The sequence below is a fragment of the Providencia sp. TYF-12 genome (assembly GCF_041344805.1).
GTDB classification, from domain to species: Bacteria; Pseudomonadota; Gammaproteobacteria; order Enterobacterales; family Enterobacteriaceae; genus Providencia; species Providencia huashanensis.
Window position 1 is genome coordinate 687,696 of the sequence record NZ_CP166833.1, and the last position, 15,879, is coordinate 703,574.

Genomic DNA, 15,879 nt, shown 5'->3' on the forward strand with positions numbered 1-15,879 from the left:
AAGCGCAGCGTACTTAATGTACGTGAGCATTGCGAGCACGGACTAACGCCGAAATCATGAAGCACAGTCACTCGTTGTCAGAAGACACCTTCGGGTTGTGAGGTTAAGCGACTAAGCGTACACGGTGGATGCCTAGGCAATCAGAGGCGATGAAGGACGTGCTAATCTGCGATAAGCGTCGGTAAGGTGATATGAACCGTTATACCCGACGATTTCCGAATGGGGAAACCCAGTGCAATTCGTTGCACTATCGTTTGATGAATACATAGTCAAACGAAGCGAACCGGGGGAACTGAAACATCTCAGTACCCCGAGGAAAAGAAATCAACCGAGATTCCCCTAGTAGCGGCGAGCGAACGGGGAGCAGCCCAGAGTCTTAATCAGCATTAGTATCAGGAGAACGGTCTGGAAAGTCCGGCAGTAAAGGGTGATAGCCCCGTATCTGAAGATATTAGTGTTGTGAACTCGACGAGTAGGGCGGGACACGTGTTATCCTGTCTGAATATGGGGGGACCATCCTCCAAGGCTAAATACTCCTGATTGACCGATAGTGAACCAGTACCGTGAGGGAAAGGCGAAAAGAACCCCGGCGAGGGGAGTGAAATAGAACCTGAAACCGTGTACGTACAAGCAGTGGGAGCCTTGATTTATCAGGGTGACTGCGTACCTTTTGTATAATGGGTCAGCGACTTATATTCTGTAGCAAGGTTAACCGTATAGGGGAGCCGTAGGGAAACCGAGTCTTAACTGGGCGAATGAGTTGCAGGGTATAGACCCGAAACCCGGTGATCTAGCCATGGGCAGGTTGAAGGTTGGGTAACACTAACTGGAGGACCGAACCGACTAATGTTGAAAAATTAGCGGATGACTTGTGGCTGGGGGTGAAAGGCCAATCAAACCGGGAGATAGCTGGTTCTCCCCGAAAGCTATTTAGGTAGCGCCTCGTGAACTCATCTTCGGGGGTAGAGCACTGTTTCGACTAGGGGGTCATCCCGACTTACCAACTCGATGCAAACTACGAATACCGAAGAATGTTATCACGGGAGACACACGGCGGGTGCTAACGTTCGTCGTGAAGAGGGAAACAACCCAGACCGCCAGCTAAGGTCCCAAAGTCATAGTTAAGTGGGAAACGAAGTGGGAAGGCTCAGACAGCCAGGATGTTGGCTTAGAAGCAGCCATCATTTAAAGAAAGCGTAATAGCTCACTGGTCGAGTCGGCCTGCGCGGAAGATGTAACGGGGCTAAACTATGCACCGAAGCTGCGGCAGCGATATGTAAATATTGTTGGGTAGGGGAGCGTTCTGTAAGCCTGTGAAGGTGTACTGTGAGGTATGCTGGAGGTATCAGAAGTGCGAATGCTGACATAAGTAACGATAATGCGGGTGAAAAACCCGCACGCCGGAAGACCAAGGGTTCCTGTCCAACGTTAATCGGGGCAGGGTGAGTCGACCCCTAAGGCGAGGCAGAAATGCGTAGTCGATGGGAAACGGGTTAATATTCCCGTACTGGTGATAATTGCGATGGGGGGACGGAGAAGGCTAGGCTGGCCGGGCGACGGTTGTCCCGGTTTAAGGATGTAGGCAGGTGAATTAGGCAAATCCGGTTCACTATATGCTGAGTCTGATGACGAGTCACTACGGTGGCGAAGTAGCTCATGCCCCGCTTCCAGGAAAAGCCTCTAAGCTCTAGATTATCACTAATCGTACCCCAAACCGACACAGGTGGTCAGGTAGAGAATACTCAGGCGCTTGAGAGAACTCGGGTGAAGGAACTAGGCAAAATGGTGCCGTAACTTCGGGAGAAGGCACGCTGGCGCTAGGTGAAGTGGTTTACCCATGGAGCTGAAGCCAGTCGCAGATACCAGCTGGCTGCAACTGTTTATTAAAAACACAGCACTGTGCAAACACGAAAGTGGACGTATACGGTGTGACGCCTGCCCGGTGCTGGAAGGTTAATTGATGGGGTTATCCGTAAGGAGAAGCTCTTGATCGAAGCCCCAGTAAACGGCGGCCGTAACTATAACGGTCCTAAGGTAGCGAAATTCCTTGTCGGGTAAGTTCCGACCTGCACGAATGGCGTAATGATGGCCAGGCTGTCTCCACCCGAGACTCAGTGAAATTGAACTCGCTGTGAAGATGCAGTGTACCCGCGGCAAGACGGAAAGACCCCGTGAACCTTTACTATAGCTTGACACTGAACATTGAGCCTTGATGTGTAGGATAGGTGGGAGGCTTTGAAGTGTGGACGCCAGTCTGCATGGAGCCAACCTTGAAATACCACCCTTTAATGTTTGATGTTCTAACGTTGCCCCGTTATCCGGGGTGCGGACAGTGTCTGGTGGGTAGTTTGACTGGGGCGGTCTCCTCCCAAAGAGTAACGGAGGAGCACGAAGGTTGGCTAAGCATGGTCGGACATCATGCGGTTAGTGCAAAGGCATAAGCCAGCTTGACTGCGAGAGTGACGGCTCGAGCAGGTACGAAAGTAGGTCTTAGTGATCCGGTGGTTCTGAATGGAAGGGCCATCGCTCAACGGATAAAAGGTACTCCGGGGATAACAGGCTGATACCGCCCAAGAGTTCATATCGACGGCGGTGTTTGGCACCTCGATGTCGGCTCATCACATCCTGGGGCTGAAGTAGGTCCCAAGGGTACGGCTGTTCGCCGTTTAAAGTGGTACGCGAGCTGGGTTTAGAACGTCGTGAGACAGTTCGGTCCCTATCTGCCGTGGGCGTTGGAAGATTGAAAGGGGCTGCTCCTAGTACGAGAGGACCGGAGTGGACGCACCACTGGTGTTCGGGTTGTCATGCCAATGGCATTGCCCGGTAGCTAAGTGCGGAAGAGATAACCGCTGAAAGCATCTAAGCGGGAAACTTGCCTTGAGATGAGTCTTCCCTGACCCTTTAAGGGTCCTAAAGGAACGTTTAAGACTAAGACGTTGATAGGTTGGGTGTGTAAGCATAGCGATATGTTGAGCTAACCAATACTAATGAACCGTGAGGCTTAACCTGACAACACCGAAGGTGTTTTAGAGATTGAGAGATGACGTTGATTCAATGAGTGTGAGAAGCCGAGAGGCGAGGGACACAGCAGCTTGTTCAAGATTGCAGTTCTGGTTTAGTGACGAAATGTGCTAAACGGGAACGAACCGAATTTGTCTGGCGGCAATAGCGCGGTGGTCCCACCTGACCCCATGCCGAACTCAGCAGTGAAACGCCGTAGCGCCGATGGTAGTGTGGGGTCTCCCCATGTGAGAGTAGGGAACTGCCAGACATTAAATTAGTGAGAAAGCCACCCATTGGGTGGCTTTTTTGCGTTTGGGGGTTAGGTGATGAGGCGTGGCAGTGTGGAGCGAAGAGTGAGGTGTTCAGTCTCAGGGCGACTCTGATTGTGAGGGCTCTGCCTAGGGTAATGAGGTATTGAGACCACTGCATATTTTATTATCCTGTAGGCTAACTTCTAACTTCTAACTTCTAACTTCTAACTGCTAATGTCTAGCTTCTAAATTAACAGTCTGATTAACAGAGGGCTAGGTTAACCCCTCATTAGTACAGAGATATTCTTTTCCTGCCCATCTCGTTTTCAGCAATTAAGTCACTTCGGTGAAAGGGATGATGACACGAGTGGAGGTTCTCTTTGTTGACTCGGCTCGTGACTTCTCATGATTAATCATTAGCTTAGTGAATGTGCTTTGTATTTATGGCACTTATTGTCATCGAGGACCAATAATCCACTCAGTAACTTACGAGTACGTCTACTTCATTTTTTATCATTTTAGCCCTTATCGTAGTTCCTTTTCTCATCTAAAATCACCCTCAGTATTTATGCTACACCTTGTTGTTGCTAGTCAATAATTCACTTAGCAACTAACTTGTGTGATCACCTTGCTTATTGTGCTCGTGCTTTTTATTCGGTTTCTTATCATCGTATTGGTTATGGTCATGCATAAGCCCTTATTACTGGCTTTGGCAAAATGACATCTATATAGAAAATACAGATAAATGGCAGATATGGTTCGAAATGATGGGCTAATTAGTAGTCAGCTCAGTAATTAATTTTTTTGTATCTTAGGCGAAATTGATAGTGGCTAACAGGTGCTCATTTTGTTTACTTAGCCCGTTACTTCTTATGATTGAAAACAGAAAAAATAGAAAGCGGTAAGCTAATCAAAAATTAGCTTAATAATTAATCACTATAATTATGATAATTTTTAAGCTTAGCTAAATAATAACCAACTTAGAAATTAACTTTTATTATTAAATTATTATTGCGCTAGTTTTTATTGTATCCCTTATCATTCAAATATATAGATGCCCATGAATCATATTTTACGATGTATTAAAATATAAAATTGATTGATTTAAAACTAATGGTCTGGCATTACTTATTGTCCTCTATATTTAATAAAATTTGCTATTAAACATAATAAAACTATACCATTATAATTATTATTCCTCCCTAATTAATAATGTTTGATAGTTAAAGTTTAAAAATGATGAGTTTTAGTTTTTACTATAAATAAGTAAAAAGACAGTTGTAAATTGTTTATTTTTTCTTTTTTTAGAGAGGGTGTATGGTTTTGCTGAATGGAAAAAACTTAAAACTTCATGATATAGAATTAATTATGAATGGTGAAGATATTGCTGTGGATTATATGGTAGTGGAAAAATTAGAAGAAAGCCATAACCTATTAATATTAGAGGCCGAGAAAGGAGCAAGGATATATGGTCTAACAGTAGGTGTTGGCTTAAATAAAGATACGGAATATATAAAATTAAATGGTAGGTTTACTGAAGAGCTAATTGAAAAATCAACGATATTTAATAAAAAACTAATAAGTGCACATTCTGTGGGTATAGGTAAGCCAATAGATAGCTGTTTAATTAGAGGGATCATGGGAATTCACATTAACATGTTACTTAATGGTTATAGTGGAATTCAACCTAGAATAATTAATAGCTATGTCGAATTACTTAACAGAGATATCATTCCTTTTATCCCAAGCATGGGTTCTATTGGTGAGGGGGATATTACTATATTGAGTCATATAGGGCTTACATTATTAGGTGAGGGAGAGGTAATTTACCAAGGTAAAACAATGTCTTCTTCAAAGGCACTTCAACTTGCGGGCATTCCCCCCATAGAACCTTGGGCAAAAGATTCACTCTCTTTATTATGTTCAAACGCTTATTCTGTTGCTATAGCAGCTGCTGCGTTATTAAAAACAGCACATTACATAAATATAAGTGAGTTATTGTATTGTTTAAATCTTCAAGCCTTAAATGGTAACCTCTCACCTTTAAATCAGCAGGTTTTGGATGCTTGTGCATACCCTGAAGTTATTGCAATGGGAGAAAAACTTAGAAGCCTATTAGTTGGTTCTTCGTTGGAATGTTACGACGATGAACGTCATTTACAAGACCCTCTAAGCTATCGTTGTGGGGTATATCGGCTAGCAGAGTTGCGTTTAAGCTATGAACAAGCTAAAGAACAGCTCCTCATTCAAGTAAATGGATCAAATGATAATCCATGCGTGCTCACTAAACATGTAAATAATAATTTGGCTGAAAATGATTGTCATCAGGCAGTGCTTCCAAGTGGAAATTTTGAAACACTACCTTGGGTTTTATCTATCGAAAAATTAAGTTTAGCGATTGCTCATAATGCACTAGCAAGTGTACAGCAGATAGTAAAACTTAATGACCCTTATTTTACACAGCTAACTCGGTTTTTAGGTAATAGAACTGCATTTCATGCACTTGGTGCCATTGAAAAGCCCGCAGTTACTTTAGCAATGAGAATTAAATATCTAGCAATGCCAGCTTCATTAGATTACTTCTCTGTCGCAGGTGGTGTTGAGGATACTGCGACGAATGCACAGTTTGTTGCTGAAAAATTAAAAAATCAATTAATGTATGGATATGAATTAATTTCGATTGTGTTTTTATGTGTGGTACAAGCAATTAATTTAAGAAAAGAGAAAGATCCCTCTTATTTATTATCTTCAAAAACAGATAGTATTTATCATATGATAAGTGAATGTATTGATTTAAATGGTGAAGATAAATCACTTTCAAAAGAATTAACATTGATACATGATTATATCTTAAATTATGAAATATAATCATCGGGCAGTTAATTAAGCTAAATTGAAATTTAATGATGGGTATTTAGTCAGTATTTTTTTAAACCACGGAGTAAAAATCTCCGGTTGTTGATTAATTTCATAAATAAGTTTAGAAATACTAACCCAGCGGATGGATGCGACTTCTTCAATATTGGGATAGATCACTTTATTATAGTGGCCAACATATAGGTGGTCATATTCATGTTCTATTAATCCTCCACTCACTTCAGCATGGTAAGTGAATGAACCAACATGAGTTAAAGGCGTGATGAACCCTAATTCTTCATTAAGTCGTCGTTGTGCGGCTTGTAGGGTATCTTCATGTGGTTTTGGATGACTACAGCATGAATTAGCCCATTGGCCAGCAGAGTGATACTTATGAAGCGCTCTTTGCTGGATAAGCAATTCATTTTGGTCATTAAAAATGAAAATAGAGAAGGCGCGATGTAAGCGACCGAGTTGATGTGCGAGTAATTTAGGCATTACACCTATTGGTTCATCATTTTCATTAACTAAAATTAACTGATCTTCCATTTTTATTATTTCCATTAAAAACTATACGTATAGTTTATTATAACTAAAAATAAAAGTTTGCAAATTAGAGCTATTTATCTCTTATTTTAGTTTAATTCTTAGTCTTATTTTTTTTAACTCGCAGCTATTTTATTATTTATATAGCTGCGATAGGGCTGTAGTGAGGATTATTTTTGTTGTAATACCCAAACAGCAGCTTCAACCCTAGATTTTAAGTTTAATTTTTTAAGCAAATGTTTAACGTGAACTTTTACTGTACTTTCTGCAATATCTAGTTTGCGAGCTATCATTTTATTGGACAACCCTTGTGAAATGAGTTCTAAGATGTCCGCTTCTCTTGGTGTTAAGGATGCAATATGGTTTTCATCTTGTGTTGTATTGTCCCTTAATGATTCAGCAAGTACTGAAGCTAGCGTTGGGCTGACAACTAATTTTCCACTGGCAGCCTCTTTAAGAGCCACAATAAGCTCTTCTGGTTCCATATCTTTAAGTAGATAACCATCAGCCCCTCTTTTTAACGCGTTGACTAGGTCATCACTATAGTTAGAGACGGTAAAAAGGATAATTCTTCCAGAAAGTTCCCTTTTTCTTAGCTCATCTAGAGTTTCAAAGCCATTCATACCCGGCATATTCAGATCGAGAAGAATTAAATCAGGGTCTTGTTCTGCTGCGATTTGGATACCTGTTTTCCCATCTCCTGCCTCTCCGATGACTTGTAATGAAGGTTCTAAACTAATCAGTTGTTTGACCCCATTTCTTAGCATCGGATGATCATCAATAAGTAGGATGGTTGATTTTTCATTCATTATATTTGTATTCTCCATAGATGATTTTTCCGGTGTTTTAAGCGTCAGGTAAAGGGAAAGTCACTTTAACTTGAGTCCCCCCTTGCTCTCTAGAAATAATAGAACACTCACCCTTAAGACTCAGTGCCCTTTCCCTCATAATAATTAGCCCATAATGGTTAAGTTTATCAGCATTAGATGAGATTCCAGTGCCATCATCAGTAATAGTAATGCTAGCGATACCCGCATGTTGACTTAATGATACTTCAGCCCGCTTAGCATTTGCATGTTTTAGGATATTACTAAGGGCTTCTCGGATTATTTGTATAATATGGATTGATTGGTGTGGCGAAATACTTTTCGCTGGTAGGTTATAATTCAATCCTATTGAATAGCCCATTCGTTCACTGAATTCGCTGATTGTACTCTCTAGAGAGGGTAAGAGCCCAGGCTCAGTTAATTTAAGCCTAAAGGTGGTTAATAACTCTCTTAACTGACTATACGCGGTATTAATCTCACTGCGCATTTCAGTTAACAACTGTTGAGGCCTTTCTGGTAATGGTTCAGGTTGCAATTGCAAATAGCTAATTTGCATTTTTAAGCAGGATAATGATTGAGCTATAGAGTCATGAAGCTCACGAGCAATGGCTGAGCGCTCATCCATTATCAATAGCTGTTGTTGTTGCTCTATTTGATGCTCCATTGCTAACATGCCTGAAATTTGCTTGGCCAATACAGAAACTAGATTGCTTTGTTCATCTGAAAGGACTTCTGTATCTTCAATTTCACCGATGATGACACCATATCGGTGCATGTTGTCAGACAAATCCCACTGCATAGTTATTGCTTTTTTTATTATCGGGGAGGGTTGTTTTGTAACATGATTATCTAATTCAGATAGCCCTATTGAATCACAACATATTTCATGAAAATAGGCATCATTACTTTCTTCGTATAACCGTAAGCTGAGATTTTTTAATAGGGTAATATTTTTGAGCTCAATCAGCACTTTTTGTAAGCGTGAATACAGAGGCTCCGAAGAATGTAAGATTTGGTTTGATTGATATAAATAAGATAAAACGCGATTTTTTGTCATCAGGTCCGCTGTTTTTTCTGCAACCCTTTCCTCTAATTGATGGTAACTTTGAGCCAACTCATCGGACATTTGGTTAAGTGTTTCACCCAAAGCGTTTAACTCATCTTGTTGGTGATTTTTAGGGTAGCGCTGACTAAAATCTTTTTGGCCAATAGCAGTCACCATTGACAATAATTTTACCCATGGGTAATAAATTTTCCGTCTTAGGTGCCACATTGTTCCCATTAATAACAAAAAAACTAAACTAATAAAAACGAGCTGGGTCATTGCGACATAAGCAATTTTTCTTTCTGTTTTTTCATCAATATTATGGACTAGTTCATCAAGCTTATTAACGAATGATATTACTTCGTATCTTGCATCATTTGGTGACTCAGCAGCCATTAGCGCTGGTTTCAGTGTATGTAGCCAATAATTATGAAGTTCATTAAATTGGGGGGTTAAATTTTCGACTTTTACTACTTGTGTTAGTTCTGGGCTTACTAAATCATTTTCTAATATGCCTAGATAACGTTGATTTTGAGTATTTAATGGTACTAAGGAAAGTAACCTGTAGCTTTGCATTCTTAAGGAGCCTGATTTATTTATTGCATGGGCATTGCCTTGGACGCTAATAATCATACGATTTGAAATCGTCATTCCAATAATCCCCAAGATCGCAATAAGTAGCATCAGGCCGATTACTTGGTTAATAATTGAAAAGCGACGATACAGAGTCGGCATTTTTCCTTCCTCAAAAATAAAGCTCATAGTAAATTAAAAAGCTTGAACACCTAGTATTGTTCATAAAGAGCATAATATTAAATATACTACTTTGGTGGTATATTTTTTCGGTGGTGTGAGCGCTAAAGCAAAAAATTAAGCTTTAATATATATACTGATGATTTCAACTAATTGATATTTAATGGTTAATCTATTTTTTTTGTTATATTCTAAAATACACATCTACGTATTATAACGTAAATTAAAGATGAATTTCTTTTGATTTAGATCAGTTTGCTTATGTTTGTAACTCGATATGCAATTAAATTTATAGCGAAAAAATAAAAATGGTAAACAATGGAGAGAAAGATAGCACTCAACCGTCTGTGCTATCTTATTTTTGAGGTTAACTTTTTTTAAGTTTTTTGAATAAATTGATTATTGCAACTAGAAGTAAACCTACGATTAAACCAAAAAATAAATTAATAATGGTAGGTAAGACAAACTGCATTGTACTGCCAATAATAGGGGTCAAAATTGCGGTAAAAGCAATTTCATCGATCCATTCTGAAATGTAACTAATACCATGTGTCAAAATACCACCACCAACCATGAACATTGCGGCTGTGCCTACAATAGATAAGGTTTTCATTAGATATGGTGTGATATAAATTAAAGCATTGCCACATTTTTTTAATGCTGTAGATGCTTTCTTCTGCAAGTAAAACCCTAAGTCATCTAATTTAACAATACCTGCGACTAGCCCATAAACACCTATTGTCATTACAATCGCAATAATAGAAAGCACAATAACTTGATTCATAAAGGTCGTTGAAGAAACAATCCCTAATGTTATTGCAATGATTTCAGCAGATAGTACAAAGTCAGTACGGATAGCACCTTTGATTTTTTTACTTTCAAACTCGCTAAGCATTTCAGGAGATAATTGTTTTTGCATAGTAGCGGCTGTTTTTGTTTCGGGGTGCAATAACTTATGTGCAATTTTCTCTGCACCTTCAAAACATAGGTAAGCCCCACCAAGCATAAGTAATGGTGTAATAGCCCAAGGTAAAAAGGCACTAATTAGTAGTGCTAAAGGGACAAGTATTAATTTATTAATAAACGAGCCTTTAGCAACTGACCAAACAACAGGAAGTTCTCTATCAGCCCGTACTCCTGTGACTTGCTGAGCATTTAAAGCGAGGTCATCACCCAAAACGCCAGATGTTTTTTTAGCTGCCATTTTAGTCATGACGGAAACATCGTCTAATACTGCGGCAATATCATCAAGTAATGTGAGTAAACTGCTTCCAGCCAAAATAATATCCTCATTATTTTCTTTTTTAAGGTGTAGTTAATGTTTATTAGGTTGGTTTAGCGATAATTAGTTCACTTGGTATTAACCATAATCTATAAAATTTAATAATACCATTACAGTTAAAAATGCCGCGCATTGAATTATTAAATTTTTATGACAATGGAACCAATGCGTTTTTTGTGTTTCTAACTAATTAATTTTAGTGAAGTAACACATTTATAGTTGGTCTTTCGGTCTGACTTAACCACTTTGGGTTATAAATAATTTTAAGTAGATTGGTATAAGGTTAATACATGTCTTCTCAGCCAGTTTTGAGCATTGTTGTTGCCGTTTATAATGGTGAAAAATTTCTACCTCAGTTTTTTGAAAGTTTAATAGCGCAAAAATTAGAGAACTGGGAGCTTATTGTTGTTAATGATGGCTCTAAGGATGATAGTGAAAGCGTTATCAATGCTTATGCAGATAAGTTTGCTTGTTTCAAAGTATTATCTCAGGAAAATCAAGGTGTTTCGGTTGCTCGTAATACTGGAATGGCTGAAGCAACGGGGAAATATATTACATTTCCTGATATAGACGATGAAATTAACCCTAAAATGTATGGACGTCTATTAGAAATCGCATTATCTGGAGACCTAGACGTTGCAACCTGTAATGGGACATATGTTTATACCAATGGTGACGCACCGAAGGCTATTTTCCCACCAAACAAAGTACCCTCTACGGGGGTGATATCTGGTCCTGAATGGCTTGAAAAAGGGTTAAGCTCACGTAAGTTTTTACATGTGACTTGGTTGAACTTATACCGTTTAGAGATGTTACGCCAACATGATTTTTTCTTTGAGCCTAAGTTGCATCATCAAGATATTCCTTGGACGACTGAAGTTTTGTTAGTAGCAAAACGTGTGCAATTTATTAATGAACAGTATTATCGTTATTTGATCCATAACCAATCAGTTTCTCACTCATTGACGGGTGATGAACGCTCAGTTCGTAAGATAAACACTTATTTGAAAATCATTGATATGTTGCTAGATATTTATCGGCGCTATCCTGAGCAAGTCAAACAAGCACCAGCTTGCTTATGGCAGGTTGGTAAGGAAGGCTTAGGGGTGATCCAAGCCTTACTGGCAATTAAGTCACCTGAAACACAAAAAGAGATGGTGCAGCAGTTTTTTGATAAAGGTTACTGGCAAGTAGTATGGGAACATGCGACGACAGTAAAACTTAAGTGGCGTTTAATTAGGCGCTATACCAAATTAAAAGAAATCCTTAAATCATAATCTTTTGAAAAGGTAGCTGACAGAGGCTACCTTTTCATTATTTATTTACCTAATTGCTTAAGGGAATTTATAAACATTTCCCATAGTTTTGGGTTATCGAGCTTTGTGGCAACTTGTGTATGGCATTCGGCTTTGGCCGGCATACGAAAATCAGTGACAGTCATCCCTGTAGTTAAAGTACCTTGTAACTCGATATCAATTGGCGCTTTAACTGTTTCCATTATCGATGGGTTAATAACATAAGCGACGGCACAAAGGTCATGGACAGGTGCATGGTCGCTATAACCATTACGTTGGCGATAACCTGTTGTGTAGTAATTTAGGGATTCCACAACAAATTGGCTAATTGGTGTATTCAAACGAGCAATTTGTTCCATGATTAGATCATTTGGCCTAGCCTGGTGGGTGAGGTCTAATCCAACCATGGTAATCGGCCATTTTTCATTAAATACAATATGGGCGGCTTCAGGGTCTATGATGATATTAAATTCAGCTACAGCAGAGCGATTACCGGTATGGTAGCCTCCCCCCATCAGAACGACTTCTTTTACTAACTCTACAATTTCAGGTGCTTTTCTGACGGCTAAAGCAATATTTGTTAATCCACCAATAGGAACGAGAGTAATTGTTTTAGGGGGATGAGATTTGATTGTATCGATGATCAAATCGACAGCATGGCGTTGGTCAATTGGCTGTGTTGGCTCTGGAAGGTGTGTCCCATCAAGCCCTGTGCTTCCATGAACTTCAGGGGCAGTTTGTATTGTCCTTACTAAGGGACGAGGGCAGCCAGCAGCTATAGGGATATTATTTGCACCAACGAATTCCATAATTGCGCGTGCGTTGTGAGTCACTTTGTCTAGAGTTTGGTTTCCAACGACAGTCGTGACAGCGAGTAAATCTATATTTGGGTTACCTAACGCCAAAAAGATAGCCATAGCATCATCATGTCCAGGATCACAATCTAAAATAATTTTGTATTTCTGCATTTTTGCTCCTTTCATTATGTTATTTACTTTTGATTAACATAATATAAGGATTTATTTATTATTTTGTGATTTAAGCTTCATTTTAATGAATACTAATGTAATGAAACTATTCATTAATGTTACTAATATCATAGTGACATAATTAACATATTAATAACAATCATGTTGAGTTTATAAAGATTATGTGTTTCTTATATCCTTTAGCTTGGAGTATAAATACACTTTATTAATAAGTTAATAAACTAGGAGGGAGCATGGATAATTATCTCAATAAATTGCCAGATGTAATTGATTCTGTTGCAACTAACCAGTTTTACCCTAATTTATTATCATGGTTATCTTCATTCATCACATTTGATAATGCGATTGTATATTCTTTTGAGAAAGGTGCACCTCCTCGATTTCTATCTAAAGTCGAACGTCGCAATAGTGATAGTGTTAATAGGATCTATCAGCGAGGTGCTTATTTAATGGACCCATTCTATCAAGAAATCCAGAAAGGGGGCGCTTCGACGGTACTCACGCTAAAAGAATTGGCACCTAAAGGTTTTTATCACACTGATTATTATCTTAATTTCTATCGTAAAACGGGTTGGTGTGATGAAGCGGGTTTATTGTTAGAGATCTCAACAGGTAGGCAACTAGGGATCTTTTTTGGTAACGAAGATAGACCTTTCTTCTCAGGAAAGCATACACAAGCCCCACTTAAAGATGCTTGCGATATTATTCGTAGTATGGCTAGGCTTCATAAAGAAGTCTCTCCTCATGCAGTTTCTCATCATTACCGAAATGCGGATATGCAAACGCGGTTTGGGTTAACCCCAAGAGAGTGTGAGGTTGTTGAACTGATCCTTGCTGGTAAAGGCTCCCCACAGATTGCACAGTCGCTTTTTATCAGTTTAGGGACAGTCAAAAATCATCGTAAGAATATTTACCAGAAATTAGATATTAATTCGCAAGCTGAATTATTTAACTTATTTATGAATAGGCCAATTCAATAGGTAGGGTGAATTTCCTTACCTCAAAATATTAGAATTATTTAGTTTATTTATCATGGTGTTAGTTTTATCTAATATTTATTAGAATACTTTTAAGTATTTCAACTCATAAATTGTTATATTATTAATATGGCAATAATTATCTAATTAATTGAATTTTAATTAAAAAAATAAACTTTACTAAATTTTATTTTTATATAAATATTCTACTCACGTCACAAATGTTAACTTTATGTTTCGAATGTCCCTAAAGGGCTATGTAATTGTTAATGCAAGGTTAAGATAATCAGGTTATCGAAAGATACTAAACAGGGTATCCGTTATGAATAACCAAGTAGAATCACTAACTTATTATGCTGCAACTAAGAAATATGACTTACGCTTTCCTACATTAAAAGAAGATCTTGATGTGGATGTTGTCATTATTGGTGGTGGCTTTTCAGGGGTCCACACGGCACTCGAGTTGTGTGAAAAAGGTATTACCAATATTGCTATCTTGGAGGGGCGTCACCTAGGCTATGGTGGTTCTGGGCGTAATGGCGGCCAAGTTATGGCAGGTATTGGCCATGATATTGATGCAATTAAAAAATATGTTGGCCCTGAAGGGTTAGAAACGATCTTTAAGCTCAGTAACATGGGGGCTGGGATCATGCGTGAGCGTATTGCTAAATATGATATCGATGCTGATTTCTGCCGCGGTTACGCTTATTTAGGTAGCAACAAGCGCCAAGAAAAAACCTTACGTGGTTGGCTAAAGGATTTTAAATCCGTTGATCCCGATGAGGAAATTGAATTCTATAGTGGTACAGAACTGAAACAGATTATCGGTTCTGATGCTTATACCTGTGGTATCAAACACATGGGGGGTGGGCATGTTCATTCATTGAATTTGCTATTGGGTGAAGCAAAAGCAATAAGTGAAATTTATGGCGCTAAAATTTTTGAAAATAGCCAAGTATTAAATGTTGAGTATGGAAATACCATCACGGTAAGAACGGCGATGGGCACGGTTAAAGCCCAAAAAATGTTATGGGCTTGCGATTCGTTCTTAAACGGTCTTGAACCAACAATTTACCCTAAAACGATTAATACTTACGCATATCAATTAATGACGGAAGAATTGCCGGACGAGCTAATTGAACAGATCAGCCCAATCCGAGGCGCATATAGTGACATTCGCCCTGTAATTGATTACTACCGTGTGACGAATGAAAACCGTTTATTATTTGGCAGTTCGACGCATTTCCTTGAGTACATTCCATCTGATCTTAAAGCATGGAACCGGAATTTAATGTTAAAAGTCTTTCCTTACCTCAAAGATGTCAAAATCGAACTTGCTTGGGGGGGGCCAATGGCCTGTAGTGCAAATTTATTTCCCCAAATTGGTACATTACCACAGCATAAAAATGTGTTTTATGCTCAAGGGTATTCCGGTTTCGGTGTCACGCCTAGCCAAATTGTCTGTAAAGTTCTTGCTGAGGGGATGGTGGAAGGTTCGCATCGTTATGACTTAATGAGCTCTATTCCTCATGCCAACATTATTGGTAAAGATAGCATGCGTAATGTCATTGTTTCACTTGCCAAAATTATGCATCAAACATCGGGTTATTGGCAGGGGCGGCGCTAGTTCGTTATCAGTCCATCTATTTTATTAAAATTGATTAAAGGTAAAAATCATGATTAGTCCATTATTATTGAATAAACCACTGCCGGAATTACTGAATGTAGGTAGTGTTACAAACTTAGGGTCTGTAGTTGTCGAGGGCGATCCTCAAGCGAGTGTTGCGATGATACATGGCGAACCCACTGATAATCTGACATGTGGAATTTTCGCTTGTACAAAAGGTAAGTTCAAAATGGTATACCCATTTGATGAAATGGCGACCGTTCACGAAGGTTCAGTCAAGTTAACCGATGTGAAAACGGGTGTAACGGTTGAATATCATAAGGGTGATACATGGTTTGCAGCGAAAGGGACAGAAGTTTTGTGGGAAATTGATGCCCCGCGTTTTGTCAAACATTACCTAGCTTGTGTCAATGCCTAATTAATTCCTA

General features: G+C 39.1%; 10 protein-coding genes and 2 rRNA genes. 7 read left to right on the forward strand and 5 right to left on the reverse strand.

What is annotated here, in order from left to right; genetic code table 11:
• Nucleotides 1-101 precede the first annotated feature (101 nt).
• From ABE954_RS02980 to ABE954_RS02990, 3 genes are all read left to right on the forward strand, one after another.
• A 23S ribosomal RNA gene (locus tag ABE954_RS02980) occupies nucleotides 102-3,009 on the forward strand.
• Between the two features lie 146 nt (nucleotides 3,010-3,155).
• Nucleotides 3,156-3,271 (forward strand): 5S ribosomal RNA (rrf, locus tag ABE954_RS02985).
• 1,300 nt (nucleotides 3,272-4,571) lie between these two features.
• Complete coding sequence (locus tag ABE954_RS02990; RefSeq protein ID WP_206227263.1) at nucleotides 4,572-6,122, forward strand: aromatic amino acid ammonia-lyase; 1,551 nt, start codon at nucleotides 4,572-4,574, stop codon at nucleotides 6,120-6,122.
• A gap of 15 nt (nucleotides 6,123-6,137) precedes the next feature.
• Here ABE954_RS02990 and idi read toward each other — a convergent pair whose 3' ends face one another.
• The 4 genes from idi to ABE954_RS03010 all read right to left on the reverse strand — a co-directional run bounded on the left by idi (nucleotide 6,138) and on the right by ABE954_RS03010 (nucleotide 10,560).
• Nucleotides 6,138-6,659, reverse strand: coding sequence for an isopentenyl-diphosphate Delta-isomerase (gene idi, locus ABE954_RS02995; protein WP_071547687.1), 522 nt, complete (start codon nucleotides 6,657-6,659; stop codon nucleotides 6,138-6,140).
• Nucleotides 6,660-6,826: 167 nt separating this feature from the next.
• Entirely contained in the window at nucleotides 6,827-7,465 is a 639-nt protein-coding gene (gene narL / locus ABE954_RS03000) for a two-component system response regulator NarL (protein WP_226619212.1), read from the reverse strand.
• 37 nt (nucleotides 7,466-7,502) lie between these two features.
• Complete coding sequence (gene narX / locus ABE954_RS03005; protein ID WP_048608607.1) at nucleotides 7,503-9,263, reverse strand: nitrate/nitrite two-component system sensor histidine kinase NarX; 1,761 nt, start codon at nucleotides 9,261-9,263, stop codon at nucleotides 7,503-7,505.
• 385 nt (nucleotides 9,264-9,648) lie between these two features.
• Complete coding sequence (locus ABE954_RS03010) at nucleotides 9,649-10,560, reverse strand: DUF808 domain-containing protein (protein WP_042849088.1); 912 nt, start codon at nucleotides 10,558-10,560, stop codon at nucleotides 9,649-9,651.
• Between the two features lie 293 nt (nucleotides 10,561-10,853).
• Between ABE954_RS03010 and ABE954_RS03015 the strand changes: the two genes are divergently transcribed.
• The gene (locus ABE954_RS03015) at nucleotides 10,854-11,840 is read left to right on the forward strand and encodes a glycosyltransferase (RefSeq protein WP_042849087.1); all 987 of its coding nucleotides are present in this window, start codon (nucleotides 10,854-10,856) and stop codon (nucleotides 11,838-11,840) included.
• A 41-nt stretch (nucleotides 11,841-11,881) separates the two neighbouring features.
• Here ABE954_RS03015 and ABE954_RS03020 read toward each other — a convergent pair whose 3' ends face one another.
• Complete coding sequence (locus tag ABE954_RS03020; protein WP_042849085.1) at nucleotides 11,882-12,826, reverse strand: nucleoside hydrolase; 945 nt, start codon at nucleotides 12,824-12,826, stop codon at nucleotides 11,882-11,884.
• Nucleotides 12,827-13,080: 254 nt separating this feature from the next.
• On the opposite strand from ABE954_RS03020, the gene ABE954_RS03025 reads away from it, so the two are divergent.
• The 3 genes from ABE954_RS03025 to ABE954_RS03035 all read left to right on the forward strand — a co-directional run bounded on the left by ABE954_RS03025 (nucleotide 13,081) and on the right by ABE954_RS03035 (nucleotide 15,869).
• Complete coding sequence (locus ABE954_RS03025) at nucleotides 13,081-13,827, forward strand: helix-turn-helix transcriptional regulator (RefSeq protein ID WP_042849084.1); 747 nt, start codon at nucleotides 13,081-13,083, stop codon at nucleotides 13,825-13,827.
• Nucleotides 13,828-14,146: 319 nt separating this feature from the next.
• Nucleotides 14,147-15,451, forward strand: coding sequence for an FAD-binding oxidoreductase (locus ABE954_RS03030; protein ID WP_042849083.1), 1,305 nt, complete (start codon nucleotides 14,147-14,149; stop codon nucleotides 15,449-15,451).
• A 49-nt stretch (nucleotides 15,452-15,500) separates the two neighbouring features.
• On the forward strand, nucleotides 15,501-15,869 hold the full coding sequence (locus ABE954_RS03035) for a cupin domain-containing protein (RefSeq protein WP_042849082.1): 369 nt from the start codon (nucleotides 15,501-15,503) through the stop codon (nucleotides 15,867-15,869).
• Nucleotides 15,870-15,879 lie beyond the last annotated feature (10 nt).

What these genes read in the sequence shown, in the direction of transcription:
- ABE954_RS02990 (WP_206227263.1), top strand. Translation starts at nt 4,572, where the DNA reads ATGGTTTTGCTGAATGGAAAAAACTTAAAACTTCATGATATAGAATTA.
- idi (WP_071547687.1), bottom strand. Translation starts at nt 6,659, where the DNA reads ATGGAAGATCAGTTAATTTTAGTTAATGAAAATGATGAACCAATAGGT.
- narL (WP_226619212.1), bottom strand. Translation starts at nt 7,465, where the DNA reads ATGAATGAAAAATCAACCATCCTACTTATTGATGATCATCCGATGCTA.
- narX (WP_048608607.1), bottom strand. Translation starts at nt 9,263, where the DNA reads ATGCCGACTCTGTATCGTCGCTTTTCAATTATTAACCAAGTAATCGGC.
- ABE954_RS03015 (WP_042849087.1), top strand. Translation starts at nt 10,854, where the DNA reads ATGTCTTCTCAGCCAGTTTTGAGCATTGTTGTTGCCGTTTATAATGGT.
- ABE954_RS03020 (WP_042849085.1), bottom strand. Translation starts at nt 12,826, where the DNA reads ATGCAGAAATACAAAATTATTTTAGATTGTGATCCTGGACATGATGAT.
- ABE954_RS03025 (WP_042849084.1), top strand. Translation starts at nt 13,081, where the DNA reads ATGGATAATTATCTCAATAAATTGCCAGATGTAATTGATTCTGTTGCA.
- ABE954_RS03030 (WP_042849083.1), top strand. Translation starts at nt 14,147, where the DNA reads ATGAATAACCAAGTAGAATCACTAACTTATTATGCTGCAACTAAGAAA.
- ABE954_RS03035 (WP_042849082.1), top strand. Translation starts at nt 15,501, where the DNA reads ATGATTAGTCCATTATTATTGAATAAACCACTGCCGGAATTACTGAAT.